Below are 26,407 nucleotides of genomic sequence, written 5' to 3' on the forward strand. Positions count from 1 at the left end.
GTGGATTCAGCCGAGCAATCCGGCGCTTTTCAGCAGTTCGAGCAAGCCTTTTGGCACCAAGGGCGCCTGCTCGCTGAAGCTTGAGCTGTCATGCCAGCGCGCGGTAAAGGGCGCGCCGTCGCTTTCATGGCCATCGATCTGTGCGTGATCGTATACGCCCTGATCGACAAACGTCGCGTCGTATACCTGGACAATTTCGTGTCCCGGTTTGCCGTTGTAAACGAAAAGACTTTCGAGTGTGCCGAGCAGACGCAGGTCCGTCATGGACAGCCCCAACTCCTCCTGCACTTCGCGCACAATGGTTTCGGCGCTCGTCTCGCCGAACTCGATACCGCCGCCGACGGGCCGAAAGCAGGTTTGCTCGCTCACCGGGTCACGAAATTCGTTAACCAGAATTTTGCCGTTGTGATGAAAAACGCAAAGTGCGAGCGCGCGAATGCGGTGTTCGGCCATGACTGAAGTCCATTTACAGGTGTGGGGGCGCGGCATTTAAACATGCTTTGCGCGACACATCCGTGGACGTCACTGGAACAGGGTCGACTCAGACCGGAGAAATCGTTGCGAGCAGGCCGATCAGAATGGTCAGTGTCAGAAAGCCACCCAGAAAAATCGCCATCTTGTTCATGTTGCTCTCCTCAATGCTGAACTTGCGGTGCACTGGGCGCTTCGAAATGAAGGACTGCCGCGAGTGCCGAACCGTGGGGCTATTTTGAGCCGCTGACTGAGCCGGTAACAGAGGCAGATCCAGCGAAAAAATACGGATCAGATGCGCATGGGCCATGGGCCGACATTCAGATCGCGGCACAAGGGTTCAATTTTGGCGTGGTTGATCTAGAGTCATTGCCGTCGCGACAACAACAAGAAAAACCTGGAGTGAACATGACCGACCTGAATCTGCAACCCAACGTCGCCGCATCGCTAGGCAAATGGCACGAAATGATCCGCACCGGCAACCTCAGCGCCCTGCCCGGCCTGCTCGACCCGCAAGCCGTGTTCCGCTCGCCGATGGCCCACACGCCTTACCCGGGTGCGCCGGTGGTGTCGATGATCCTCAATACCGTGTTTGAAGTGTTTGAAGACTTCACCTACCACCGCGAACTGGCGACCGCCGATGGCTTGAATGTGATTCTGGAGTTCAGCGCCAAGGTGGGTTCGAAGGAGCTGAAAGGTATCGACATGATTCGCTTTGACGAGAACGGCAAGATTGTCGAGTTTGAGGTGATGGTGCGGCCGCTCAGCGGTCTACAAGCCTTGGGCGAAGAGATGGGCCGGCGGCTCGGTGCTTATCTGGCGTCCGCCAAAGCCCTGTAGGAGCTGCCGCAGGCTGCGATCTTTTGATCTTGATCTTTCAAAAGCAAGATCAAGATCAAAAGATCGCAGGCCTCGTTTCACTCGACAGCTCCTACAAAACTATTTGCCATGAAAAAGCCCACTGACCGTCGCCGGTTCAGTGGGCTTTGTGTGTCAGGCGTTTAGTTACAGCGCCATGTCACGTGCAGCGTTTTCCTTCGGTGCTTCAGCTTTTCCAGCGGCAGGTGCAGCCGGAGCAGCAACCTGACCAATCACCGGAGGCGTCGGCAGTTCGAGGATTTTGGCGGTGTAAGCCCACTCCGCAGCCACTTTGGCTGGATCGCTGTTCAGCTGAGTGCCGTAGCTTGGCACGATCTGGTGCAGCTTGGCTTGCCACTCAGGGGTAGCCACTTTGTCTTTGAAGACTTTCTGCAGCACGCTCAGCATGATCGGTGCAGCGGTCGACGCGCCTGGCGATGCGCCCAGCAGGCCGGCGATGGAGCCGTCTTGTGCAGCAACGATTTCGGTGCCCAGTTTCAGCACGCCGCCAGCGGCTTCATCACGCTTGATGATTTGCACGCGTTGGCCGGCTTGCCACAGGCGCCAGTCTTCGGCTTTGGCGTTCGGGAAGTATTCCTTCAGCGCGTTCAGACGGTCTTCATCCGACAGCATCAGCTGGCCAGCAAGGTACTCGACCAGCGGGTATTCCTTGATGCCGACCTTGGTCATAGGCCAGATGTTGTGGGTGGTGGTGCTGGTCAGCAGGTCCAGGTACGAGCCTTCTTTCAGGAACTTGGTGCTGAAGGTCGCGAATGGGCCAAACAGAATGACGCGCTTGCCGTCCAGGACACGGGTGTCCAGGTGCGGAACAGACATAGGTGGGGCGCCAACCGACGCTTTACCGTAGGCCTTGGCCAGGTGCTGTTCAGCGATGGCCGGGTTATCGGTCACCAGGAACGAGCCGCCTACCGGGAAGCCAGCGTATTCCTTGGCTTCAGGAATGCCCGACTTCTGCAGCAGGTGCAGTGCACCGCCGCCCGCGCCGATGAAGACGAACTTGGCGTCGGTTTCGGTTTTAGTGCCGTCTTTCAGGTTTTTGTAGCTGACGCGCCAAGTGCCATCGGCATTCTTGGTGATGTCCTGGACTTCGCTCGACAGTTTCAGATCGAAGTTAGGCTTGGTCTGCAGGTACGTGGCGAACTGGCGGGTGATTTCGCCGAAGTTCATGTCGGTACCCAGCGGGCTCCAGGTGGCCGCGATTTTCTGGTTCGGGTCACGCCCTTCCATCATCAGCGGGACCCACTTCTTGATCACAGCCGGGTCTTCGGAGTACTGCATGCCGGCGAACAGCGGGCTCGCTTGCAGGGCTTCGTAGCGCTTTTTCAGGAACTTGATGTTGTCATCGCCCCACACGAAGCTCATGTGCGGAGTGGTGTTGATGAACGAGCGAGGGTTCTTCAGAACGCCTTGCTGAACCTGCCAGGCCCAGAATTGACGGGAGACCTGGAACGCTTCGTTGATCTCGACGGCTTTCGGGATCGTCACGTTGCCTTTGTCGTCTTCCGGGGTGTAGTTCAGCTCGGCGAGCGCCGAGTGACCGGTACCGGCGTTGTTCCAGCCGTTGGAGCTTTCCAGGGCGACGCCGTCGAGGCGCTCGACCATTTCCATCGACCAGCTTGGCTCCAGCTCATTGATCCACACACCGAGGGTGGTGCTCATGATGCCGCCGCCGATCAGCAGGACGTCGACTTTCTTTGCTTCGTCAGCATTGGCGGATGTCATCCCCATCGCCAAAGCCAGACCCAGCAGGGCTGTGTTCACTTTTTTAAACATCTGTTGCACCTATGATAAAACGCCTTCCGCCCGCCGCTGTTATCAGTATGCGATCCGCTTTGATGACGCTCAGGCTAGCGTCGCAGATTCCGGCACACTTCAATTTTGACGGGTGGGCACACAAGGCCGACATGCTGCATCGACCTCAGTTAATGTCCCTTCTGAACTGACTTCTTATCATTATTGGCTCAGCTACTTGAGCGACAGGGATTCCGTCGGCCCGCCCAAAGGCAAGCAAACTGAATAAGGTCAAACCAAGTTGGCGCGAAGAATATCACGTCAGGGCAAACCCGCGCGTCTGTTCCCGACTTGAGAGTCTTTTTCCGCTCAGGACACTATCGGCCGACGAAGGCTGAACATGACCCCGACGATCATCGCGTTGAAGCAGTGCCTTATCTGAAAATAATCTGCTAGGTTGTACGATGACTGATGAATCAGTCATCCCTCTATAACAACAAGGAAATACGTTCATGACCAAAACCCGACTGCTGATCGGTTTTCTCTGTGCCTTCAACGGTTACGCCATGGCCGCCCCTGCCCCGGCAGAAAAAAACGTCGCCCAAGCGGTAGACCATCTGACCCAGGCGATGCTGCACAAGGACATCGCCGAACTGAACGCCCTCACCGCGCCCAACCTGACCTACGGTCATTCCAGCGGCAAGATTCAGGACAAGAAAGAGTTCATCGCCGACATCGAAACCGGCAAGAGCGCGTTCAAGACCCTGGAAATGCAGAATCAGACCATTACCCTGTCCGGCGATACCGCGCTGGTGCGCCACCACTTTTCTGCTCAGGCGTTGAAGGGGACCGAGGTGGTGCCGACGGAGATCGAGAATTTTCAGATCTGGCAGAAGCAGCATGGCAAGTGGTTGCTGGTGGGGCGGCAGGCGTTCAAGTTTTGAGGGGGGCTATCTAGCCTGAATGAATATTGACCGGGCTGGCCTCATCGCGGGCAAGCCCGCTCCCCACAGGGTTCGATGTTGTAAATGCAATTGTGTTTACACCACCGCCCATTGTGGGAGCTGGCTTGCCAGCGATGAGGCCAATTCAGACACCACAAGTGCAATTGTTCCAATCGCTATCACAACCGAAACCGATCCACCGACTGCGCCAACTGCCCCGCCAGGCTCGACAACTCATCGGTGGTATTCGCCGTTTGCCCGATCACCCGGCTATTGCCTTCGGACATTCCGGCAATCATTTCCACCTGATGGGCGATCTCGTTGCTGGCTTGGCTCTGCTCGCCAATCGTGCGGGTGATGTCGTTGACCAGTTGCGTCGTGCTCAGCGTAGCATCGAGAATTTCACGTATCGCCCGCTCGACATCCGCCGTCACCGCCATGCCCTTGTCGACCTGCGCGACCCCCGCCTCCATGCTGCTGACCGCCTCGCGGGTGCTGTGTTGAATGCGTGCAACCATCGCGGCGATTTCCTGGGTCGAGGCGCTGGTGCGCGCTGCCAGACTGCGCACTTCGTCAGCCACCACGGCGAAACCCCGGCCCTGCTCGCCGGCGCGGGCCGCTTCAATGGCGGCATTGAGCGCCAGCAGGTTGGTCTGATCGGCGATGCTCTTGATCACCTGAATGATGTTGAAAATGGCTTCGGATTCCTGATCCAGCGTACGAATCACCTGGGCCGACTGCTGCGCTGATCGGGCGATATCGTCCATGTCGCTGACCACCTGATGAATGACACCGCCGCCCTCTTTCGCCAGGGTTTCGGCTTGATTAGCCATGCTCAGGGCCCGTTCGGCGTGACGGGTGATTTCTTCGATGCTCGCGGTCATCTGGCTGGCGGCTGCGGCCATGGTGCCGGCGGCGACGCTTTGTTGCTGGCTGCTGTCGGCGACCTGATGGCAGCCCTGGCTGAGTTGTTCGCTCATGCCACTGACGCCATGAGCATTGCGCCGCACCACATCGATCATGTTGCGCAAATCGCGCTGCATGGTTGCCAGCGTCCGAATCAGAACACTGGCTTCGTCCTTGCCGGACGGCTCGGCGATCGGCTCGCTGAGGTTGCCGTGGGCGATGCTCTCGGCGATGCGACTGGCGGTCTTCAACGGCCCCATGATGCTCAGAATCACCCAGCGCCCCTGGATCAGGAGCAGTACAAGACTGGCGATCAACACCACGCCGAGCGCGACGTTAGCGCTGCGGATGGCTGATTCGGTACCTGCACTGGTCTGCCGCGTATTGGACTCGATCAACTCGCTCAATGCGGCCATTTGCTCTTCCAACTGGCCAAACGCCGTGTTGAAGGTGCCCAGTTCCTGTTGAGCGGCATCAGGATTGTCCAGCGCCAACCCGACAATCCGTTCGCCCGCGTTGATGTAGGTATCGAGGCTCGGTTTGATCTGCTCCAGCGCCGTGCGCAATGTCGGGTTGATCGGCAGCTTGAGATTCTCCTCGAGCACCTCACGAAAATGCCCGGCATGCTCGTTGATCGAATCGCGCACCTCGCTTGCCGTGCTGGTGCTCTTGCCCAACCCCACCAGCATCGCCGAGTAGACATCTGCGCGCAGGGCGTCGTGCATCATGTCGGCTTCCATGTGGTTGCGCAGCGCGCTCATGCTGACCGCGTTATCGCTCACCGCCGAGGCCATCCGCTGGTTGCCGACGTAACTGACCAGACTCACGATCAACGCCGTCAGCAGACTTGTCACAATCAGCAACACTAAACGCAGTTTGATCGACACCGGATTTTCCTCTCTCGTTACGCCCGTAAGCGCTTGTCAGTCTTCAGTTAAGCCTATTTGCGCAGGTCTGCCGCGCCAGAGCGTGTCGGCAGGTGTCGGCATGCTGGCCAAAGGCAGCAAAACTTTCGGATTGCGCGGCAAGTCTCACTTTTCAACGCGCACGGCCAACGCCTTCATCACCGGTTAATGCCGGCAGGCTATTGAGTCCGTCGTTCTGAATTCTCATGCAGCAAAAGGAAACGCTATGAAACGCGCATTGTGGTTGGGTTTGCTCGGCACCTTCGCCATCAGTACCGCACAAGCGGCGACGGAAAAAGTCACCATCAATCTGGTCAGCGCCGACGGCGCGCCGCAAGCGATCGGCTCGGTCACTATCAGTGAGACGGCGTATGGCCTGTTGTTCACGCCCGATCTGAAATCCTTGCCGGCCGGCGTTCACGGTTTCCACGTGCATGAAAACGGTAGCTGTGAAGCCGGCATGAAGGACGGCGTGAAAGGCGCCGCACTGGCCGCGGGCGGACACTTCGATCCGCAAAAAACCGGCAAGCATCTCGGCCCTTACGCTGACGGTCATTTGGGTGATCTGCCAGCGGTTTACGTGAGCGCTGACGGCATCGCCAACTACCCGGTATTGGCGCCGCGCCTGAAAAACATCTCCGAGATCAAGGGCCACGCGCTGATGATCCACGCCGGGGGCGACAACCACGCCGACATGCCGAAACCGCTGGGCGGTGGCGGCGATCGCATGGCCTGCGGGGTGATCTGACTCACCGCAGCTTGAAAGTCGGGCAACCCGCCATGGCGTTGCCCGCGTCTATTTTGCAATAACGCAGACTTTGCTGCGCCACGGAACTCCCGCCGCGTGCGCCCCTCTCACATTATGTAATCCTTCCCTTTTTGCTTCGCGCTTGTGGAGGAACACCGTCATGCGCAAGTTAGTGCTCATTTCTTCCTTACTCTTATGCCTGCCTGTCGGTTCGGCGTTGGCCCGTGTTGATGCGGGCGATGTCGCCACCTCGGCCGGTGTCTCCGCGTCGCTGTACTCGACCTTCAAGGATCACAAAATGGTGATTCCGGCCCGTGACGACTTGTCTGCATTTGTCGCCAGTGGCGGGGCCATTCGTGGGGTTTATCTTGAATCGGTACTGCAACAGGTGCGCCAGGACAATCCTGGCATCAACGCCAGCGATGAAGATCTGGCCAACGCGATTCTGGTGCATTACGAAGGCCTGAATCAGTAGCCGTCACGGAAAAAGCAGCCGATGGATGGCCGCTGAAGGCGCATAGGCAAAACTGTCCGACGGCCTCTATGATGGAGGCCATGACGACTTCTGTGCCCTTGCGCTCCCCCTGCCCGCCCGGCGCCTGCATTTGCGGGCGCGATCCGTTGCTGGAGACGCCCGGCGCGGATTTGCGCATCCTGCGTCTGACCCGAGAGGAAGAAAAACGCCTGCTCGCGCGCCTCGAAATGCTCAAAGACCTGAATGACCTCAAACATCTGCAACAGCGGATGTTCGAGCAACTGGGCATTCGTGTCGATGTCGCCCCCGGTTTCAACGAAGTGCGCACCATGCGTGGCATCGCCATTCAGATCGGCGAGTTACCGGGCCTGTGCCGCAAGACTCGCGCAGCAATTCCCGCGGCCATCCGACGCGGCCTGGAAAACCACCCGGAAATCGCCTTCGAATTGCTCAACGCCCACGACTTGCTGCGCGACACCTGATCACTTTTTCAGCCCAAGGCGTTTGCGCATCTCGGCGGTGATGCTCTGGCGGGTTTTCTTCATGTCAGCCCACGGCGCGTCACCGACTTCAGCCAGCCGCTCGTGAACGTTATGCACGTTCCACTGATTGCCGCCCTTGATCTCGGCGACCTCTTCGCGAAACAGCGGCACCGACACCGGCAAACCTTCGCGGGTACGCGCGGCGTAAGCGCAAATGGTGGTGGCGCCCAGACCGTTGCGCAGGTAATCGATAAAGATCCGCCCGACGCGATTTTTCGGCCCCGACACCGCAGAAAAGCGGTCCGGCAACAGTTTGGCAATATGACTGACGATGGCGTGGCTGAAATCCTTGACCTCGTCCCAGCCAAGTTTGCGGGTCAGCGGCACCACCAGATGAATACCCTTGCCGCCGCTGGTTTTGAGAAACGCCTTGAGGCCCAGTTCATCGAGCACGGTCAATGTCAGCGCCGTCGCTTCGACCATGCTTTTCCACGGCAGCGCCGGATCCGGGTCGAGGTCAAGGACGAAGCGATCGGGCTTGTCCAGATCGACCGTGGTCGCGTTCCAGGTGTGCAGTTCGACGGTGCTCATCTGCACCGCGCCGATCAGCGCTTCGGCGTTGTTGATCAGCATCACCGGTTGTCCGGTGACGTCCTTGTCCAGCGTGGTGATGCCGGGGATCGCCAGACGTTCGGCATTTTTCTGGAAGAACAGTTCGCCGGCAATGCCGTCCGGCGCGCGCACCAGGGCCACCGGGCGATCCTTGAGTTGCGGCAGAATCCATTCGGCGACGCTGGCGTAATACTCGGCCAGTTGCATCTTGGTCGTGCCGCTGACCGCATCGATCACCCGGTCCGGGTGCGTGATGCGCACCTTGCCGTTGGCTAGCCCGAGCTGTGACGGCGCGGTGTCGGCATTGCTCGCCGGGGCTTTTTTCGGCGTTTTCTTGCTGGCGGTTTTCTTCTCTGCAGTCTTCACCGGTTTCGCTCGCTCCTCAGTGATGGCTTTGGCCGGTTTGTCATTGCGCAAGCCATGGAACACGGCGTGGCGCACCGAACCGTCCTTGGTCATTTCAGCAAACGCGACTTCCGCCAGCAGTTTCGGCTTGAGCCAGTGCACGCCTTTGGCCTCGAAGCCGCTGGGTGGGTTGACCACCGCTGCCTTCTTCGCCTGCAACGGTTTGAGCTGCTCCAGAATGCTTTTCAACGTCGACTCGTTGAAGCCCGTGCCGACCTTGCCGGCGTAGCGCAACTCGCCACTGTCGCGATCATGCAGCCCCAGCAGCAAGGCGCCGAAAGCACTGCGCGCGCCTTTCGGATCGGTGTACCCAACGATCACGAACTCCTGACGGTGCTTGCATTTGAGCTTGATCCAGTCGCCACTACGCCGCGACACATACGGCGAGCCAAGGCGTTTGCCAATCAGGCCCTCCATCTGCATCTGGCAGGCACTGTTAAGCAGTGCATCGGGGGTTTCGTCGAAGGCTTCGGAGAAGCGCAACAAGGGGTGTTCATGATTGCCGAGCACCGTGGCCAACGCGGCGCGGCGCTCTTCGACCGGCACTTCACGCAGGTCGACACCGTTGAGATACGGCAGGTCGAACAGGTAGTAGAGAATATTGCCGCTGCTTCCAGCTTCAAAAGCATTTTGCAGGGCCTGAAAGTCCGGCACGCCGTGCTCATTGGCGACCACCATTTCACCGTCGAGCCATGCTGACTCCAATCCCAGCGCGGCCAGGGCGGCGGCCTGTTGCGGCAACTTGTGCGTCCAGTCATGACCGTTGCGAGTGAACAGTTGCACCTGATCATGATCGATGCGCGCCATGATCCGGTAACCGTCGAATTTGATCTCGTAACTCCACTGCCCTTCGGGCGCACTGTCGACCAGTGTCGCCAGTTCCGGCTTGAGTTGCGTCGGCAGTTTGGCCTTGTGCGCCCCCGTCAGCTTGCCGGTGGCGGTTTTGCGCGTCTTCGCCGCGGGCTTTTTCAGCGGTTTGCTGTGCTCGGCGGCCAGCTTGGGCTTGCTCACGAGCGTGCGTTCGCTCAACACACTGTCCGGCTCGGCCACCAGCACGTCGTAGTCATCCTGCGGCCGCGCAGCAGCGTCCTGATGCTTGATCAAAAACCATTGTTCCTTCTTGCCCGGCATGTGCGTGCGCACCAGATTCCAGATGCCGGCAAGCTTCTCGCCTTGCAGTTCGAACTTGAGCTTGCCCTTTTCGTAGGCCTTGTGCGCATCCTCCAACGGGATCCACACACCACGATCCCAGACGATCACATCACCGGCGCCGTAATGCCCTTCCGGAATGTTGCCCTCGAATGTTGCGTAATCCAGCGGATGATCCTCGACATGCACCGCCAGACGCTTGACCTTGGGATCGAGCGACGGCCCTTTCGGCACCGCCCAACTCTTCAGTGCGCCATCGAGCTCCAGGCGAAAGTCGTAATGCAGGTGCGAGGCATCGTGCTTCTGGATGCAGAACTGCAACGCGTGATCGGCGCCGGTTTTACGCCCTGAGCGCTTGACGGCGGCCGGTTCCGACGTCGCCGAAAAATCGCGCATGCGGTTGTAGTCGTCGAGGTTCCTGTTCATCGTGCACCTGCCTTGTTTCAGCCCAGTCGGGTCACGGTCAGCGCCACCACTGCGATGCGGTCGACCCGTTGATAACCGGGGTTGAGCAGTTCTTCGCCAAAGACATCCGGATCGAGTTCACGGTACGTCCAGCCAAAGCGCTGCTCGTCCAGTCGTGGCAGCACGGTGTCGAGAAACGGGTCGCGACCATCGACCATCGCCACACCGGTGTAGAGCAGCAACGAGCCGCCGGGAGCCAGTCGATTCAGTGCCTGTTCGACGATGCGCAACGACAGCCCTGCCCCCAGCGTTCCGCCACCATGGCGATAAGCGCGTTCCGCCGGGTCGGCCATGTATGGCGGGTTGGCGACAATCAGGTCGAACTCGCCGTCGACGCCCTGCAACAGATCACTGGCGCGCACTTCGACGTTGGCGACTTCCGCCAGTGCCGCATTGATCGCGGTCAGACGCAGCGCCGCAGGGTTGATATCCAGCGCCAGCACCTGCGCCTCGCGGCGGGCGCGGCCGATCAAAATCGCACCGACGCCAGCGCCACAACCGATGTCCACTGCGCGATGGATTGGCGCAAAGTTCTGCTGCAGGTGGGCGTGGATCAGTTGCGCGAAACGGTAGGTGTCGGGGCCGAAAAACACCGCATCCGCCGCTTCGGTGGGGAATGCCGAATGCACGAACAGCAAATCATCCAGGCTCGACCAGCGCACCCGACTCTTCAGCTGGCCTTCGTAACTATCAATGACCTGCGCGTCTTGCAGTTGCCGCTGTTCATCGGCCGACAACAACCCCGGCGCGAACGGACGCGACCAACCGAACACGTCGCGCAAAGAGTCGGCCATCTGGCCCTCGTCACGCTGGTTGACCCGTTGATGGGTCAACGGCGTCGGAGTGGTGAACCGATATCCGTCTGCCAACAAGCGCCGGCCAAGGTGCAGCAGCACGAGGTCGTTGGGGCAGAGTTGTTCTTCCTGATTCATCGGCAAGGTCCTTAAGGCAAGCGGGATTTGAGTTCGATAAAGCGGCGGGTGGCGAGCAGCCCGGCGGGATGTGCATGCCGGGCTGGGGCGAGCCAGGGGATCAGAACTGCCATCTGCGACAAGGCATCCTGACCTTGCAGCGCCGCGTTGAGCGCCTGGATGTCGGGATCCTGTTCAAGCCCTTCGATGGGCGCTGCGGTTTGACTGTGCCGTCGAACAGGTTTCGCTTGGTCTGACGACGTCCAGTCGCCGGCGATCCAGTCGTGCACCAGTTGTTTCTCGTAGGTATTGAACACGCCAAACATCGCCGCACCATCACCCGCGATCAGTTGCCAAAAGCGACTGGCCTGCGGGTCTTCATGGCGTTTGATCCAGCCTTTGTTCTGCAATGCCTGGAGGAACCCGGGCAATTGCTCCGGTGCGGCCAGCCACTGATTGACGGTCTGCCCTTCGAAGCGGCAGTAATCGGAGTGCATGTGCTGGGCGAAGGGACACTTGCGCTCGAGCATCGCCAGTAACTCGTGCTCAAGGTCGAAACCTTCAATGATCGCGTGACTGCCCTGCCCGAGGTCGTTGAGCCGATAACCCAACGAGACCCGGCGCAAGAACTCCGTGCGATCAGCCTCGAGCGGCAGCAGATCGAGCGCCGCCTGCACAGCCTTTTGCGCATGGCCGGTGCTGGCGTTGTCGATGGTCACATGCAGGGTGAAGTAGTAGGGATCGATGCCTAACTCACTGAGTTCGTAACTGCTGATCAACAGGTGCAACGGCAGTTGTTCATAGCCGAGGTTGTAGCCGATCACTTCGGGCAAATAATCAGTACCGCAGATGCCGAGTGCCAGTTGTATCGCGCCTTGCAGGTAGCGTTCATCGTCGATGGCGCTGCTGTCCTGCAGATCGTGCTCGGCGAGCAATTTCTGGTAAATCACCACGTGGTTCTGCGCCGGATTGCCTTCGCCCAACTCTTCCAGAAAGGTCCGCAGCAGGCCCTGGAAACGCGGGTCCTGCCAGCGCGGTAACAGGCCAGAAAGCCAGGCGCCGTCGACCAGTTTGGTCGGTGCCACCGCTTGCAGAAAATACAGTGCCTGCGCCTTGCCGCGGAAGAATTGCCGAGGCCCGCCGGCCTTGCGTTGTTGCAGGTAGTCGGCGTATTGCCGGGCCACATCGGCGCAATGCTCGGCCACCCAAGCGTGCCACGTCGTCGGATCTTCGGGCAGGGAATCGGTGAGTTGCGCGGCGAGTTGCAGTTGCTCCTGCAAAAACGCCCGCGCAAGGTCCTGGCAATCGTCATCGCGCAACAGCGTTTCATAGACTTGCCGGATGTTCCCGGCGGCGTTCATCGCATGCGGTTGGCCAGGCGCAGCTTGCAGGTGTGTCAGGACAGTCATGGCAAAATTCTCGGTCGGTTGGCAGGACGCTGTTCCACACGCCTCTACAGCAGCAGAGAGGCGGCGCCTGTGAAAAATTCAATCGACGTGAAAATTGCCCGGACGGACGGCCGTCAAAAGCACTGAAACACCGTGTAGGAGCTGCCGAAGGCTCCTACAGGGTTACATCGTGCAACGGATTGAGTTCGCGTAAGGGCGAGAGATGGCTAACGTTCAGGGACGATGTTTTTGGGAGGGCAAAGGAATGCCTGTTGCTGCAAAGGCGTGTGGATTACGCAAGGGACGTTATAGCGAGGCTGGACGTATTTATCTGCTCACCGCCGTCGTTTACGAACGTCATTCAGTATTTTCGGATTGGCGTTTGGGAAGACTGCTGATTGAGCAAATGCGTGCAGCCAATGACGAGGGAATGGTTCAGTCGCTGGCGTGGGTGGTGATGCCGGATCATCTGCATTGGCTGATTGAATTGAAACAAGGTTCATTGGCAGCGCTCATGTGCCGCGTGAAATCGCGCAGTTGTCGTTCGATCAATCTCAAGCGCAGCAGTCAGGGACGGTTATGGCAACGCGGTTACTACGACCGGGCGTTGCGTCGCGACGAAGACCTTAAAGCGGCGGCCCGATACATCATCATGAACCCGTTGCGCGCCGGATTGGTTCGGCGTGTGGGGGACTACCCATTGTGGGATGCAATCTGGCTTTGAAGATCAAAGGATCGCAGCCTTCGGCAGCTCCTACATGGAATGATGTACACCCTGTAGGAGCTGCCGAAGGCTGCGATCTTTTGATGTTGCTTTCAGGCCTGACCTTTGGCCTGCTGTTCCAGATGCACCTGCAAACTCGGGTCGATCTGCAAGGCTGCTGCCAGCTCGTCCAGATAACTGCGCTCCGCGTCGCGCTGGTCATCCACGAGGATCACGCTGACCAGATACATCTCAGCGGCCATGGCCGGATCGCCTTTGGCCGCCTGCGCGACTTCGTTGGCGTCCAGCGGTTTCGAGACTTCGTCCTCAAACCATTGCTGCAATAGTGGGTCGTCGGTGTGTTTGCTGATTTCCCCACTGATCATCTGTTGTTCCCGGGCGTCGATCTCACCGTCAGCCTTGGCCGCCGCAATCAACGCGCGCAACACAGCATGGCTGTGTTCCTCGACTTCCGGACCGGCAAGGAGATTCGCCGTCTGCGGGATCTGTTGCGGTGCCGAACTGGCCTGGCTGCGTTGCCAGGCCTGATACGCCTGGAACGCCATCATGCCCAACGACGCCAGCGCCGCATAATTGCTCCCGCCGGAGCGGCTTTGCGTGCTGCCACCGCCACCCAGTGCCCCACCCAATGCGCCGCCCAGACCGCCACCGGCACCGCCGCCGAGCAAACCACCGAGCAAACCACCTAATCCGCCCAGCCCCCCGGCTGCAGAGCCACCACGTGTGCCGGTGGAATCCGCGCCGCCGAGCAGGCCACCCAGCAACCCGCCTAAACCACCCAAACCATCGCCGGCAGACGCTGAAGATTGTTGACCTGCCGAGGCCTGGCCTCGCAGCAGTTGTTCAAGCAAATCGCTGGTGTTCATGACGTCATCCTCAAGCATTGACAGTGACTGCGTCTGGCAACGATAGCCCCCTCAAGCCATAGCGCCAGCACCGTTTGGCTGACACTCAAGCGCCTGGCGGATTTCGCCCGCGTATTTTTTCGCCGGCCAGCTAAGATTGATCAGTGGTGAACCTTATCCCGGCCAGACCGGTCGATAGCTGCAACCCCGACCCGGTTTGCCGGCGCCCTGCTACTCAAGGGTGATACCCGGCTTGCTTCACTTTCTGGAGAACGCCCCCGTGATATCGACCGTACACATCGCCAGGCTCAAAGCATGGGGCGCCCATGGTTTTACTGCGACTGGCGTGGTCACTGCCTTTCTGGCCACCCTCGCCTTATTGGAAAACCAGCCGACCCATTGTCTGATGTGGCTGGGCGTGGCGCTGATTGTCGACGGCCTCGACGGCGCACTGGCGCGCAAGGTCAACGTGCAATCAGTGCTACCGAGCTTCGATGGTTCGATCCTTGATCTGGTGATCGATTACCTGACATATGTATTCATTCCGGCATTGTTCATCTATCGCTACATTCCGCTGCCGGACTACACCCTGCTGCTGACCGTGTCGCTGATTCTGGTGTCGTCGCTGTTCTGCTTCTGCAACGTCAACATGAAGAGCAAGGACAACTACTTTGTCGGGTTTCCGGCAGCGTGGAATGTCGTCGCGCTGTGCCTGTACATCATCGGGCCGGGGCCGTGGATCACTTTTCTGACGGTGATTGGTCTGGCGCTGTTGACCGTGACGCGGATGAAGTTTTTGCATCCGTTCCGTGTGCGCAGGTTCATGCCGATCAACATTGCGGTGACGGCAATCTGGCTGCTGTGCAGCCTGTCGCTGGTGCTCAACCACCCGGTGATCAACCCGTTGGTGATGGGCTTGTGGTTACTGATGTCGGCATACTTTCTGGGGATCTGCATCTGGCGTACGGCGCTGGAGTGGTTTGATCGGCCGCAGGTGAAATAGACCCCAGAGCCAAACACACATCCAATGTAGGAGTGAGCCTGCTCGCGATAGCGGTGTATCAGTCGAAAAATATTCAGCTGACAGACCGCTATCGCGAGCAGGCTCACTCCTACAGGGATCTTCATTCAGCGTTTAGTGATCACCACCTCCAGATACTCACTCGGCACCACCAGCGAACCTTCCCCCGCCCGATTCAACCGATTGAGCAAATCCGCCAGATCACTCTCAAGCGCCTGCCCGCTCTCCGGCGGTAATGCCGCAAAGGCCTTGTGCACCGGCCCGTACCAATGGCGGAAAATATCGATGAAATGCGCGGCCGAGCGATAGCGAAAGTTGAACTCGCGCCGCGTCACGCGCAGCAGAAAATCACGGTCATCGAAATGCTTGTGCAGCCAGGCATCGGAGCCCCAATTGGAGGGCGGCTGGGCACCGGCAGGCGGTGGCAGATGCCGGCCAAGGGTCTTGAACATCAGGCCAACAAAACCTTCCGGCGTCCAGTTGGCCAGACCAATGCGACCGCCACGGCGACAAACCCGACCGAGTTCAGCAGCGGCCTTGTCCTGATCCGGGGCGAACATCACGCCAAAGGTCGACAGCACCGCGTCGTAACTCTCATCAGCGAACGGCAGTGCCTCGGCATCGGCAACTTGAAACGTCACGTCCAAATGCTCCGCCCGGGCCCGATCCTGCCCGCGCTCCAGCAATGCCGCGACGTAATCGGTCGAGGTGACCAGACAACCGCGCCGTGCCGCCGCCAGCGTCGCATTACCGTTGCCGGCAGCGACATCCAGTACCTCTTCGTCGCAACGCAGGTCGCAGGCTTCGGCGAGGTTTTCACCGACGATTTGCAACGTCGTGCCGATCACGGCGTAGTCGCCACTGGCCCACGCGACTTTCTGGCGTTCCTTCAAGGCAGTCAGATCAATCGGGGTACTCATGACAGTGCGCTCCGCTACAAATTGGATCAGTGATTATTCGGCCGTAGTCGGGTCAATGACCGTCATCACACGCGCCACACTGTTGGCAGGGAATCCACCGAGCCTGGCGTGTTCGCGCACCTGCTCTTCGTCAGGCGCGATGTACACGCAATAGATCTTGTCAGCGGTGACGTAACTATGCAGCCACTGCACTTGCGGACCGAGTTCACGCAATACGTCACAGGACTTGTGCGACACGGCTTTGAGTTCTGCTTCCGACAGCTTCCCGGCCCCTGGAATCTCGCGTTCAATCACGAATTTAGGCATGGCTACCTCGCGCTCTTGTTATGGGGCAAGGCCGGCAGTGACCCTGCTCACGCACTATCGCGCCGAGACCACGCGGCGTCCCTGCCAATCGTCTGGCAACCCTGTAAAACCGGGGGTTTGCCGATGAGCGGTGGAAATCTGTAAAGCGTCTGGAACACCTTGAGGATTGCCAAGGTTGGGGGATTGGTTTCTGATGCTCGCTCGCTTCTGGAACGGATTCGTCAGATGTCACTGAAAATTGATTGGCTCGCGCATCACATGCACCACAGCGACCACTATGCCCAATGGATTCACCAGCAATTTCCCTACGAATACGTCGACCAACCACTGGCCGAATGGCAGCGTGAATTTGCCCTGGGCCAAGGCAATGGTGACTGGTCCTGCCTGATCGCCATGGACGGTGAACGTCTGGTCGGCGGCGCGGCGCTGGCACGCGATGACCTCGCTCTGCGCCCGGATCTCGGGCCTTGGCTGGCCTGCGTGTTCGTCAGCCCTGAAGCACGCGGGCATGGGCTGGCGGAACGTTTGATTGAAGGGATTTGTCAGGAGGCGAAAGGCTGCGGCTTTGCACGCCTGTATCTGCACACACAGAACAAGCAGGACTACTACGCCAAGCGCGGCTGGCAAGTCCTGGAGCGTTTTCGCGCCTGGGACAACGAACAATGGCTCATGGTCCGCGACCTCTGAGCCATTGGTGTTGCTGATCAGGCCGCCGGCGCCTTCGCCTCCTGCAGCAACTGCTGGATCATCTGCTCCTGCGCTTCGTAGCGACCTTCGCCGAAGTGGCTGTAACGCACCTGCCCCTTGGCGTCGATCAGGTAATGCGCGGGCCAGTATTGATTATCGAAGTTGCGCCAGATCGCGTAGTTGTTGTCGATGGCCACCGGGTAGGTGATGCCGAGTTTTTTCACCTGTTCCTTGACGTTGTCGATGATCCGTTCGTAACCGTATTCCGGGGTGTGGACGCCGATCACCACGAGACCGTCCTTCTCGTATTTCTTCGCCCAGTCTTTGACGTACGGCAGGGTGTGCTGGCAGTTGATGCAGTCGTAGGTCCAGAAGTCCACCAGCACCACTTTGCCACGCAGGGATTCAGCGCTCAGCTCGGGCGAGTTCAGCCATTGCACCGCACCAGCCAGTGACGGCATCGCGCCTTTGCCCTCCTCCATCGGCGAGTCCGCGCGGACTTTGCTGATGAAGTAGTCGACCACTTTCGGCACGTTCTCCAACACGCTTTTTTCGACGCTGGCGACGCTTTCAGAGGAGGTCTTCGCCAACAAGGTTTTATCGAAGCCGGTAGCAATAACCGCTGCCGTTGCCAGTACCGCAACCCCGGCACCTCGGCGCAACCAGCCAGTAAACGGAATCGACGGTTTCAGGCGATTGACCAAACCGCGCCCGGTGAAAATCAACGTGCCCAGCGACAATGCACTGCCAGCGCCGTAGGCCAGCAGCAACAGGCTGGTCTGCGCATTGGCGCCTTGCAGCATGGCACCGGTGAGAATCACCCCGAGAATCGGCCCGGCACAGGGTGCCCACAACAACCCCGTGGCCACGCCGAGCATGATCGAACCCATCGGCCCGGCCTTTTTCCGGGTGTCCGGGTCGAGACGGTTGCCGAGCATCACGAACGGTCGTGTCAGCCAGTCGCCGATGCGCGCCGAGATCAGCGACAGGGCGAACACGCTCATCACGATCAGCGCGGCGTAACGTCCGCTGTTGCTGGCCTGGATCACCCAATCGCTGCTGACCACGGCAAGGCTTGAGATCAGCGCGAAGGTCAGGGCCATGCCGCCGAGAGTCAACAGTATCGAAGCGCGACTGCGTTGGGCGCCGGCAAACAGAAACGGCACCACCGGCAGGATGCAGGGGCTGAGCACGGTCAGCAGACCGCCGAGGAATGCGATGAGGTACATGTGAGTCACCCTTGATCAATGAATGTGACGAGCCATTCAGACGTTCTGGCTGTCCAGCCAATGGCTCTGCGGCGTGCGGCTGGCGCCGTTCTCGGCAAACATCTGGCCCTGCGGCGTGCGGCTGGAGCCGTCCGCAGCAATCAAGCCATCGCTGCCCTGCTTGGCCACCGGCGTCAGTTGGAAGCAGGTGCTGCTGTGGCAGCTATGCTGTTCAACCGCGGCGTTGGCATGGGCGGCAACGCCGGCCAGGGAGAAGGCGATGGCGGTCAAAAAGCGCGATACGTTGTTCATGGCTGTTTCCTTCTATAAAGAGTGATGACTTAGTTGTCGTTGTTGCAGCCGTCGGCAAATTTGCTGTAATCGAGCACGCGGGTCTGACCGGCCGAATCGAGGTAGGTCATGCGTGCCTCGACGATGCCGCAGGACACCGAGTTGTCCTGTTTCAGCGAGAGCACTTTCTGGATATCCAGGTGGGTGCCGTAGGTGTAGGTTTGCGGGGTGGCAGCGGCTTCGGCGCGGGCCGACAGCGTGCAGATGTTCAGGGCGGCAAACAGGCAGGCGGCAATGACGGATTTGTTGTTCATGGCGTTTTCCTCAAGGCTTCAGTGGGGTTTGAGCCGAGGCGATCTGTGTGGGCCTCGATGGAGCCTATTTGAGGCTCGCGAGGTATCGCGTCTGTGTCAGGAACAGGCGCGTTTCAATCGCTGTGTATCCCTGTCATCGGGGGATACACAGCGATACAAAACCCTGGAAAATTCGCGTTTTTGCGTTCCCGTGTATCCGCCGACACGGCAGATACACTGCAATACAAAGGCAGGCAGGCGAGTCATTGAAGGCTCTATAGACTGCACGGCATTCCCCTTCTGACTGAGGCTTGAACCGATGGATCATGTCGATCACATTCTCGTCGTCGACGACGACCGCGAGATCCGTGAACTGGTGGGCAACTACCTGAAGAAAAACGGTCTGCGCACCACCGTGGTCGCCGATGGCCGGCAGATGCGCAGCTTTCTCGAAGCCAACACCGTCGACCTGATCGTGCTCGATATCATGATGCCCGGTGACGATGGTCTGCAGCTGTGCCGCGAACTGCGGGTGGGCAAACACAAGGCCACACCTGTGTTGATGCTGACCGCGCGCAACGATGAAACCGACCGCATCATCGGCTTGGAAATGGGCGCCGATGATTACCTGACCAAACCGTTCGCCGCCCGCGAATTGCTCGCGCGGATCAACGCCGTGCTGCGCCGCACAAGGATGCTACCGCCGAATCTGGTGGTCACCGAGGCCGGGCGCTTGCTGGCTTTCGGCCGTTGGCAACTGGACACCTCGGCCCGTCATCTGCTCGACAAGGACGGCACCATGGTCGCCCTCAGCGGCGCCGAATACCGCTTGCTGCGAGTGTTCCTCGATCACCCGCAACGGGTGCTCAGCCGCGATCAACTGCTCAACCTGACCCAGGGCCGTGACGCGGATCTGTTCGACCGCTCGATCGATTTGCTGGTCAGCCGTTTGCGTCAGCGTCTGCTCGATGATGCGCGCGAGCCGGCCTACATCAAGACCGTGCGCAGCGAGGGCTACGTGTTCTCGCTGCCGGTCGAGATTCTCGGGGCGCCGGCATGAGCGTGAATCTGCACTGGCCGCGCACCCTCGCCTCACGCCTGTCGCTGATTTTCCTGATCGGCTTGCTGCTTGCGCAGGCGCTGTCGTTCGGCGCGCAGTATTACGAGCGTTACCAAAGCGCGAAAAACACCATGCTCGGCAATCTGCAAACCGACGTTTCGACCTCGATTGCAATCCTCGATCGCCTGCCTGGCGAAGAACGCCCTGCCTGGCTCGAGCGGCTGGCGCGAAAAAATTATGGCTACCTGTTGAGCGAGGGCGATCCGGGCACGCCGATCGAGCCCGGTGATGTGCCGGTGGCCGTCACCTCGATCACTGACGCAATCGGTGATCGCTATCCGCTGACCTTCACCGACATTCCCGGGCCGAAGAAACACTTTCAGGGCCATCTGCGCCTGAGCGACGGCAGCCCGGTGACCATCGACGTGCGCCCCGCGATGGTCCCGTTGTCACCCTGGTTGCCGGCGGTATTACTCGGCCAACTGGCGCTGATGATCGCCTGCACCTGGCTGGCCGTACGCATCGCGGTCCGCCCCTTGACCCGGCTGGCCAACGCCGTGGAAACCCTCGACCCCAACGCCCACCCGATCAACCTCGATGAAAGCGGCCCCACCGAAGTGGTCTACGCCGCGCGTGCATTCAACACGATGCAGGCGCGCATCGCTGCCTACCTCAAGGAGCGCATGCAATTGCTGGCAGCGATTTCCCATGACCTGCAAACGCCGATCACGCGGATGAAACTGCGCGCCGAGCTCATGGACGATTGCACCGAGAAAGACAAGCTGTGGAATGACCTCAGCGAGATGGAACATCTGGTGCGCGAAGGCGTTGCCTATGCGCGCAGCATCCATGGCTCGACCGAGGAAAGCCGCCGCACCAACATGGACTCCTTCCTCGAAAGCCTGGTGTTCGACTATCAGGACATGGGCAAGCAAGTGAACCTGGTGGGCAAGAGCGCGGCGGTCATCGATACTCGGCCCCATGCCTTGCGCCGTGTTCTGGTCAACCTGACCGACAACGCGCTGAAATTCGCCGGCGCCGCCGAAGTCTGGGTTGAAGCCAACAAGGGCAGCCTGGCGATCACCGTCATGGACCGCGGCCCGGGCATTGCCGACGCCGAACTGGCGCAGGTGCTGCAACCGTTCTACCGCGTGGAAAACTCGCGTAATCGCGATACCGGCGGCACCGGCCTGGGGTTGGCGATCGCCCAGCAACTGGCCATGGCGTTAGGCGGCTCGCTGACCTTGAGCAACCGCGAAGGCGGCGGGTTGTGTGCTGAGCTGAAGTTGCCGCTGCACCCCTGAACCTTTCAACGGCGTTGTTTAAATGCTACCAACCGGCGCCGGTCGTTAGCCTGCGCATCGCAGCGCCAATGCCTACAACCTCATCAGAATCCACCGACTGTGCGCCTTGGTCGTTGCGCTTATCGTTGTGCTGCCCGTTTCGCACTGATCACCACTGGTCGCGACTGTCAGATCTGACAGTGGCGAGTCAGCGCCGGGCTGCGGTTCCATGACGATTGGCCCAACCTGTCGAGGCGCAATATGAATCTGCTCGAATCCGTCACACAAGTGTGCAGGCGACTGGCGCCCGGCGGCTGGCATTCGTTGATGCTCGCGCATGGCCTGGACCTGCTCGCCGAACCGCTGGCGGCGGAATTGGGCAAACCGTTGAACGTCGACCGTTCACTACCCGGATTCGCCGACTTCGCTCGGGCCGGCAGCCGCGCAATCGAAGCCGGCGTACCGTCACGCAGCCTGCTGTATCACGCATTGGCTTCGCCACGGGTCATCAGCGATGAAAACGGCCAGACACTACAGCTGTTTCCCACACCTGCTGAAATCGAAACAGTGCTCGACTATGTCTACAGCGTCAGCCCGCCCACGCTCGACAGTTTGCGCAGCAAAGCGTTGGGCGCACCCTTGGCAATGGTCGCGTTCGCCAGTGAATATCGTTGCGCGGCCGACACCGTGCATGGCCGGCATGCCGATCTGTGTTTCTCGCGCACCGGTATCGCCCGCGTCGGCACCGCCCCCGCGCGCTATGACGCAAAACTGCGCAGCTTTTTGCCCTTCGTCGACGATGACCCTTACCGCATCCGAGTCATGCCGGTGCGCTACAGCGCCTACATCGCCGTCAAACTCAAAGGCGATGCCACGCGCTTCGGACCGATGGATTTTCAGGTGGAGCTCGATCCCGAACTGGATTTCTGGGTGCCGCTGCACAAGCTGTTCAACGGCGCACAGTGCCTGGAGGGCATGAACCTGACGGTGACGCTGGACAACCACCAGATCAACGAAAAACTGCGGCATATCCATTTACGCCACAGCGGCACCGGCTGGCAGGAACCGCAGATCAGCCAGCCGCCCTTCGTCGTTACCGCCGACCTGGCGCATTGGGCACCAGTGACGGATGGCGGCCCGGGGCTGCTGTTACCCGTGGCCAAACCGCGGCTGGTCGAGCCGGCCGCGTACCAGGGTCAACCGTTGTCCTTTGTGATGCCGGCCAACAGTGGCGGCATGATTCACGGGCGTCACCGGGTCGAGGCGGATGGCAGTATCGAAGACCTGAACGAGTATGAAAATGTCGAAGAATTGCTGCGCCAGGGGGGTTACCGCGCCTTGCACTATCAGGACAGCACCGCCGATGGCTGGGTGCGGCCACGGTGCCCGGCGCTGGAAAAAAGTTTGCCGACAGTCGCGGCCTACTCAGTGATCGGCCCACCGGACTTCTATCCGCTGTGCAGCCAGCGCAACCTGTTGCGCTGGGTCAGCGACGAGCCGTCATTGCCGAGTACCGGTCTCTGGCACGCCCGACTGGAAGCGCTTTCCAATGTCCGCTACTGCGCCAACCTGCACTTGCAGGATCACCTGTTCTCCCCCGCCGATCGCGGGGTGAGTGCCATCGTCGCCCTCGCCGATCAATCCGACACTGTGCAATCCGAAGCCCCGCTACCGCCGCCATCACGGCCTACCTCACTGCCCGACGGCGCCGCCGGGGTGTTCGGGCCAGGCTGGGAGGTCGGCTGGGTTCGTCAGCGCACCGTGGACGAAGAATGGATCAACGTTCTCGCCGGTTATCAGATGGCCAGCCCGTTTCCCGAGGATGCAAAAATCTGTGCGGCGCTGGGGTCTTTCTGGCCCGGCGTGGCACCCGACTCAGCGCGGGTCTTCGAGCCGCGCGCGACCCTGCACAGCATCATTCCCCTGACCGATGAGGACATCGGCATGGGCGGCGGTGTGGCCTGGGATAATCAGCGCGGCCCGCAACTGATCACGCATGACAATCGATTGATCGCCCGATACCACGCGTACGCCCATGCCGACTACACCCAAGTGGCTCTCGACAACCTGTTTTCCCTGGGCATGACCGGTCACACCTCGCAAACGGCGTATCAGCAACGCGTGCTATCGATGTATCGCGTGTACCGCGTGCTTGGCGCCGCCAACGACAAACAATTGCGCAATACATGGCCGCTGTTGTCGTTCATTGAAGTGCAGCGGCCGAATGCCGAACTGGACACCGCACAGGCGGAATCCGGGCAGGTCCTCGACGGCTGGGTGCAGCGCTTTTTGCTGTACAGACGCGGTGCCGTGCGGATCGCTGAAAGCGATTTCAGGTTGCGCGACGTCGAAGTCGAAGCGCTGGTGATTCTGTTGCTCGACGCCGATGCGATCCTGATCAAAACTGACGCGCTGCCGTGGCAGGTCGCCCATGCAGCATTTTGATGTCGTGATCGTCGGCGCCGGCCCTGCGGGGTGCGCAACGGCAATCAGTTGCGCCCGGCGTGGCTTGCACGTGGCTTTGATCGAACGGCAGGCGTTCCCACGATTTCGCCCCGGCGAAAGCCTGCATCCGGGCATCGAACCGTTGTTACGCCTGCTGGGGGTTGCCGAGCCCTTGTGTGGCCGCGCGGCCCGGCGCTTTGACGGTCACTGGGTAACGTGGAACGGCGCGCCGCATTTCAACGGTTTTGGCACCGATGACAGCGGCATTTGGCAGGGCTTTCATCTCGAGCGAGCCCAATTGGACGCAACGTTGCTGGCGCAAGCCGCTTCTTTGGGCGTAGAGGTCATCCAGCCCAGCCGGGCACGGCGGGTGCTGACGCAGGCTAACCGGGTGATCGGCGTCGACACCGACAGCGGCTGCCTTTACGCAAAATGCCTGATCGATGCGAGTGGCGCTCGCGACTGGCTCAGCCGCCAACTCGGCCTGACGACTCACAGTTGCTCCGCGCCACTGGTGGCTCGTTACGGCTACTTGCAAGGCTCTAACGCAGACTATGCCACGACGGCACACTTGCTGGCCGACCCTGAGGGGTGGACGTGGATCGCCCAGGTTGAGGATCGTTTGCTGCACTGGACGCGCCTGACCTTCGAACGCAACACTCGGTCGGTGATGCTCCCTTCCACCCTGCAATCATTACCAGCGGTGGGTGCCGTGCGCGGCGCCGATGTGACCTGGCGCCTCACCCCGGCCGCCGCCGGGGCCGGTTATTTCCTGGTAGGCGATGCCGCCAACCGGCTTGATCCGGCGGCGTCCCACGGCGTACTCAAAGCGCTGATGAGCGGCATTCAAGCCGCGCAAGCCGTGGCGGATTTTCTGCGCCAACCGGCCTTGCAAGTGCCTGCCCAGATGCAATATCGACAATGGCTCATCGACGGGTTCACACGCGATGTGGCGCAACTGCGCAACTTCTATCGTCAGCATCCTTGCCCGCCGTCGTGGTTGCCTGCCCATTGATTCAAACGATGCTGCAGAGCACGGCGTCTTCATGCATTTGCCGCAACAACATCAATCCGTTTTCCATGAATGCAACGGTTGCAGTCTCCCCCGCCTCCACCGCCAAACCTTGCAACTGCTGACGGCCATCAAGGGCGGGATATTCGTCGATGCGCTGCAGCAACCGCCAGGCCAGCGGACTCAGTTCGGAAAACTTCACGTTCCAGTCAGCCGTGCGTCGCACCAGTAACAAGGTCGGTTGAGCCGGTGGCGTGGCGGGCTGATTGTCCGGGTCGAGTTCATGCACCGGCCATATATACGCCAGCGGCCAGGCCAACGCCGAGATCAGCAGCGGGCGTTGCAGCAACAACGCCGGATCGGTCGACGGCAGCGCCTGAGCATCGGACTGTTGCAGGGCCATCTCGACCCATTCGTAATGCGCCAGCTCCAGCAGAAACGCCGGCCACTCACCCTCGCGCAACACCTGCGGTTGCGCAGCGAGATAGTCGAGAAACGTTTCGGCGATCTCACCGAACCTGGGTGTCTGCGCCCGCCAGTCACGCAAGAATCCTCGCACCAGCCAGCCCCAGCGTTTTTCCCCAATGATTCGAATCAACACCGGGAAGGTGCCACTCAACAATTGCGACAGGTTGTTGAATACCAGGTCCCGGTAGACGTTAACCCGTTGCACATTCATGTCGACGGGCGGCGACTGATGTTCGGGATCACGCAAGTACCGGGTCAGCGCCTGCTGTTGCTGTAGCAGGTTATCCACGATGGCTGCCCCCCGCTTGTAAATGGCGAATGGTCTGCAACTCGGCAATCAGTTCGGAAAATGCTGGGAAGTTGAAGTCCCGCTCCAATAACGTTGGCTTAGCGCCGAACCGCGCGTAGGCCTCAGCCAGCAATGCCCAGACCGCCGGCTTCACCGAGGCACCATGGGTGTCGATTTTCAGCGTATCGGACTCATCGAAATGCCCCGCCACATGCATGCCGACCACCCGGCCCGGCTCAATGCCGGCGAGAAAGGTTTGCGGTTCGAATCCGTGGTTGATCGCGTTGACGTAGACATTGTTGACGTCCAGCAGCAGGTCGCAATCAGCCTCGCGCAGCACGGCATTGGTGAAGCTCACCTCGTCCATGTCCTGACGCGGGGCGGCGTAATAGGAGACGTTTTCCACGGCCAGACGCCGGCCGAGCATGTCCTGAGCCTGACGGATCCGCGCGGCAACGTGGTGCACCGCTTCTTCGGTGAACGGCAACGGCAGCAAGTCATACAGATGCCCGTCATCGCTGCAATAACTCAGGTGTTCGCTGTACAGCGCCACGTTGTAATAGTCGAGAAACACCCGGACCTCCTGCAAGAACCCGACATCCAGCGGCGCCGGCCCGCCGAGTGACAGCGACAAACCGTGGCAGGACAACGGGTAGCGTTCGGCCAGTTCACGCAATGCTGCACCGTGGGCGCCGCCGACGCCGATCCAGTTCTCAGGGGCGACTTCGAGAAAATCGAAAGCGCCGCTGCGCGCAGCTTGCAAGTCTTTCAGCAGGCCACGGCGCAGGCCGAGGCCAACACTGGGTTGCGTCAATAAGGGAGGCGTTTGCATGGGTATACCTCTGCAGTAGGTTTTTCCCAGTTGAACCGCCGGCTGTATCACGGCTGTGTGCAACGACCGGACTTTTGCAGCCGTGTGTATCCCGCCGCCATCTCGATACACAGGGATACACACCTGCCTAATGTGGGAGCGAGCCTGCTCGCGAAAGCGTCGGCACTGACAAGATCAGAATTGCCTGAAATGCCGCCTTCGCGAGCAGGCTCGCTCCCACAGGTTTTCGTTGCTCACAAATCCAGCGACACG

The 26,407-nt window shown here is 60.1% G+C and carries 27 protein-coding genes and 1 pseudogene; 12 read left to right on the plus strand and 16 right to left on the minus strand.

Annotation, left to right across the window (positions count from 1 at the left end; all coding sequences use genetic code 11):
• Positions 1 to 6 precede the first annotated feature (6 nt).
• Positions 7 to 453 carry an NUDIX hydrolase gene (locus CKW38_RS01280; protein WP_095111568.1) on the minus strand — a complete coding sequence of 149 codons (447 nt, stop codon included), beginning with the start codon at positions 451 to 453 and terminating at the stop codon, positions 7 to 9.
• 88 nt (positions 454 to 541) lie between these two features.
• Positions 542 to 781 (minus strand): hypothetical protein, encoded by a 240-nt coding sequence (locus tag CKW38_RS01285; protein WP_095111569.1) that lies wholly within the window; start codon positions 779 to 781, stop codon positions 542 to 544.
• Positions 782 to 879: 98 nt separating this feature from the next.
• Between CKW38_RS01285 and CKW38_RS01290 the strand changes: the two genes are divergently transcribed.
• Positions 880 to 1,311: a nuclear transport factor 2 family protein gene (locus CKW38_RS01290; RefSeq protein WP_007919607.1), complete on the plus strand. Its 432-nt coding sequence runs from the start codon at positions 880 to 882 to the stop codon at positions 1,309 to 1,311.
• Between the two features lie 165 nt (positions 1,312 to 1,476).
• On the opposite strand, the gene mqo is transcribed toward CKW38_RS01290, so the two are convergent.
• A complete protein-coding gene (gene mqo, locus CKW38_RS01295; protein ID WP_007919606.1) occupies positions 1,477 to 3,123 on the minus strand; it encodes a malate dehydrogenase (quinone) in 1,647 nt (548 codons plus the stop codon).
• 470 nt (positions 3,124 to 3,593) lie between these two features.
• Between mqo and CKW38_RS01300 the strand changes: the two genes are divergently transcribed.
• Positions 3,594 to 4,025 (plus strand): nuclear transport factor 2 family protein, encoded by a 432-nt coding sequence (locus tag CKW38_RS01300; RefSeq protein ID WP_095111570.1) that lies wholly within the window; start codon positions 3,594 to 3,596, stop codon positions 4,023 to 4,025.
• A 179-nt stretch (positions 4,026 to 4,204) separates the two neighbouring features.
• On the opposite strand, the gene CKW38_RS30560 is transcribed toward CKW38_RS01300, so the two are convergent.
• Complete coding sequence (locus tag CKW38_RS30560) at positions 4,205 to 5,068, minus strand: methyl-accepting chemotaxis protein (protein ID WP_371857955.1); 864 nt, start codon at positions 5,066 to 5,068, stop codon at positions 4,205 to 4,207.
• Positions 5,063 to 5,818, minus strand: a pseudogene (locus tag CKW38_RS30565) (MCP four helix bundle domain-containing protein); the annotation flags it as partial. The pseudogene CKW38_RS30565 and the gene CKW38_RS30560, both read right to left, overlap by 6 nt.
• Before the next feature lie 244 nt (positions 5,819 to 6,062).
• Between CKW38_RS30565 and sodC the strand changes: the two are divergent.
• The 3 genes from sodC (at position 6,063) to CKW38_RS01320 (ending at position 7,541) form a co-directional block, all read left to right on the plus strand.
• Positions 6,063 to 6,584: a superoxide dismutase family protein gene (gene sodC, locus CKW38_RS01310; protein WP_007919603.1), complete on the plus strand. Its 522-nt coding sequence runs from the start codon at positions 6,063 to 6,065 to the stop codon at positions 6,582 to 6,584.
• 160 nt (positions 6,585 to 6,744) lie between these two features.
• Positions 6,745 to 7,059: a DUF2388 domain-containing protein gene (locus CKW38_RS01315; protein ID WP_095111572.1), complete on the plus strand. Its 315-nt coding sequence runs from the start codon at positions 6,745 to 6,747 to the stop codon at positions 7,057 to 7,059.
• An 80-nt stretch (positions 7,060 to 7,139) separates the two neighbouring features.
• Positions 7,140 to 7,541 (plus strand): hypothetical protein, encoded by a 402-nt coding sequence (locus CKW38_RS01320; RefSeq protein WP_176472264.1) that lies wholly within the window; start codon positions 7,140 to 7,142, stop codon positions 7,539 to 7,541.
• Here CKW38_RS01320 and ligD read toward each other — a convergent pair whose 3' ends face one another.
• From ligD to CKW38_RS01335, 3 genes are read right to left on the minus strand one after another with little or no spacing between them, the layout of a single operon-like run.
• Positions 7,542 to 10,133 (minus strand): DNA ligase D, encoded by a 2,592-nt coding sequence (ligD, locus tag CKW38_RS01325; RefSeq protein ID WP_007919600.1) that lies wholly within the window; start codon positions 10,131 to 10,133, stop codon positions 7,542 to 7,544.
• A gap of 17 nt (positions 10,134 to 10,150) precedes the next feature.
• Positions 10,151 to 11,104: a class I SAM-dependent methyltransferase gene (locus tag CKW38_RS01330; RefSeq protein ID WP_095111574.1), complete on the minus strand. Its 954-nt coding sequence runs from the start codon at positions 11,102 to 11,104 to the stop codon at positions 10,151 to 10,153.
• Between the two features lie 11 nt (positions 11,105 to 11,115).
• Positions 11,116 to 12,492 (minus strand): iron-containing redox enzyme family protein, encoded by a 1,377-nt coding sequence (locus CKW38_RS01335; protein WP_095111575.1) that lies wholly within the window; start codon positions 12,490 to 12,492, stop codon positions 11,116 to 11,118.
• Between the two features lie 244 nt (positions 12,493 to 12,736).
• Here CKW38_RS01335 and CKW38_RS01340 point away from each other — a divergent pair, with 244 nt between their 5' ends.
• Positions 12,737 to 13,195, plus strand: a complete 459-nt coding sequence (locus tag CKW38_RS01340) for a transposase (RefSeq protein ID WP_007919594.1) — start codon at positions 12,737 to 12,739, stop codon at positions 13,193 to 13,195.
• 92 nt (positions 13,196 to 13,287) lie between these two features.
• Here the strand turns inward: CKW38_RS01340 and CKW38_RS01345 are convergent, their stop codons facing one another.
• Entirely contained in the window at positions 13,288 to 14,061 is a 774-nt protein-coding gene (locus CKW38_RS01345; RefSeq protein WP_095111576.1) for a tellurite resistance TerB family protein, read from the minus strand.
• 259 nt (positions 14,062 to 14,320) lie between these two features.
• On the opposite strand from CKW38_RS01345, the gene pcsA reads away from it, so the two are divergent.
• Positions 14,321 to 15,043: a phosphatidylcholine synthase gene (gene pcsA, locus CKW38_RS01350; RefSeq protein ID WP_007919592.1), complete on the plus strand. Its 723-nt coding sequence runs from the start codon at positions 14,321 to 14,323 to the stop codon at positions 15,041 to 15,043.
• Positions 15,044 to 15,168: 125 nt separating this feature from the next.
• On the opposite strand, the gene CKW38_RS01355 is transcribed toward pcsA, so the two are convergent.
• Together CKW38_RS01355 and CKW38_RS01360 are read right to left on the minus strand one after the other, a co-directional pair.
• Positions 15,169 to 15,981, minus strand: coding sequence for a class I SAM-dependent methyltransferase (locus CKW38_RS01355; protein WP_007919589.1), 813 nt, complete (start codon positions 15,979 to 15,981; stop codon positions 15,169 to 15,171).
• Positions 15,982 to 16,014: 33 nt separating this feature from the next.
• Complete coding sequence (locus CKW38_RS01360; RefSeq protein ID WP_095111577.1) at positions 16,015 to 16,287, minus strand: DUF4242 domain-containing protein; 273 nt, start codon at positions 16,285 to 16,287, stop codon at positions 16,015 to 16,017.
• 225 nt (positions 16,288 to 16,512) lie between these two features.
• Between CKW38_RS01360 and CKW38_RS01365 the strand changes: the two genes are divergently transcribed.
• Positions 16,513 to 16,974 carry a GNAT family N-acetyltransferase gene (locus CKW38_RS01365; protein WP_095111578.1) on the plus strand — a complete coding sequence of 154 codons (462 nt, stop codon included), beginning with the start codon at positions 16,513 to 16,515 and terminating at the stop codon, positions 16,972 to 16,974.
• Between the two features lie 17 nt (positions 16,975 to 16,991).
• On the opposite strand, the gene CKW38_RS01370 is transcribed toward CKW38_RS01365, so the two are convergent.
• From CKW38_RS01370 to CKW38_RS01380, 3 genes are read right to left on the minus strand one after another with little or no spacing between them, the layout of a single operon-like run.
• On the minus strand, positions 16,992 to 18,203 hold the full coding sequence (locus tag CKW38_RS01370) for a cytochrome c biogenesis protein DipZ (RefSeq protein ID WP_095111579.1): 1,212 nt from the start codon (positions 18,201 to 18,203) through the stop codon (positions 16,992 to 16,994).
• A gap of 36 nt (positions 18,204 to 18,239) precedes the next feature.
• On the minus strand, positions 18,240 to 18,494 hold the full coding sequence (locus tag CKW38_RS01375) for a hypothetical protein (RefSeq protein WP_007919581.1): 255 nt from the start codon (positions 18,492 to 18,494) through the stop codon (positions 18,240 to 18,242).
• A 29-nt stretch (positions 18,495 to 18,523) separates the two neighbouring features.
• A complete protein-coding gene (locus CKW38_RS01380) occupies positions 18,524 to 18,787 on the minus strand; it encodes a DUF2790 domain-containing protein (RefSeq protein WP_095111580.1) in 264 nt (87 codons plus the stop codon).
• A gap of 298 nt (positions 18,788 to 19,085) precedes the next feature.
• Here CKW38_RS01380 and CKW38_RS01385 point away from each other — a divergent pair, with 298 nt between their 5' ends.
• The 4 genes from CKW38_RS01385 (at position 19,086) to CKW38_RS01400 (ending at position 24,569) form a co-directional block, all read left to right on the plus strand.
• Positions 19,086 to 19,826 (plus strand): response regulator, encoded by a 741-nt coding sequence (locus tag CKW38_RS01385; protein ID WP_095111581.1) that lies wholly within the window; start codon positions 19,086 to 19,088, stop codon positions 19,824 to 19,826.
• A complete protein-coding gene (locus CKW38_RS01390) occupies positions 19,823 to 21,130 on the plus strand; it encodes an ATP-binding protein (protein WP_095111582.1) in 1,308 nt (435 codons plus the stop codon). Before CKW38_RS01385 ends, CKW38_RS01390 begins: the two co-directional genes overlap by 4 nt.
• 240 nt (positions 21,131 to 21,370) lie before the next feature.
• A complete protein-coding gene (locus tag CKW38_RS01395) occupies positions 21,371 to 23,554 on the plus strand; it encodes a hypothetical protein (protein ID WP_095111583.1) in 2,184 nt (727 codons plus the stop codon).
• Positions 23,541 to 24,569: an NAD(P)/FAD-dependent oxidoreductase gene (locus CKW38_RS01400; RefSeq protein ID WP_095111584.1), complete on the plus strand. Its 1,029-nt coding sequence runs from the start codon at positions 23,541 to 23,543 to the stop codon at positions 24,567 to 24,569. The genes CKW38_RS01395 and CKW38_RS01400 overlap by 14 nt, the downstream gene beginning before the upstream one ends.
• Position 24,570: 1 nt before the next feature.
• Here CKW38_RS01400 and CKW38_RS01405 read toward each other — a convergent pair whose 3' ends face one another.
• Positions 24,571 to 25,323, minus strand: a complete 753-nt coding sequence (locus CKW38_RS01405; RefSeq protein WP_095111585.1) for a DUF2063 domain-containing protein — start codon at positions 25,321 to 25,323, stop codon at positions 24,571 to 24,573.
• Positions 25,316 to 26,155, minus strand: a complete 840-nt coding sequence (locus CKW38_RS01410; protein ID WP_095111586.1) for a DUF692 domain-containing protein — start codon at positions 26,153 to 26,155, stop codon at positions 25,316 to 25,318. The genes CKW38_RS01405 and CKW38_RS01410 overlap by 8 nt, the downstream gene beginning before the upstream one ends.
• Positions 26,156 to 26,407: the final 252 nt, after the last annotated feature.

This window comes from Pseudomonas sp. Irchel 3H7, from assembly GCF_900187605.1.
Classification (GTDB): Bacteria; Pseudomonadota; Gammaproteobacteria; order Pseudomonadales; family Pseudomonadaceae; genus Aquipseudomonas.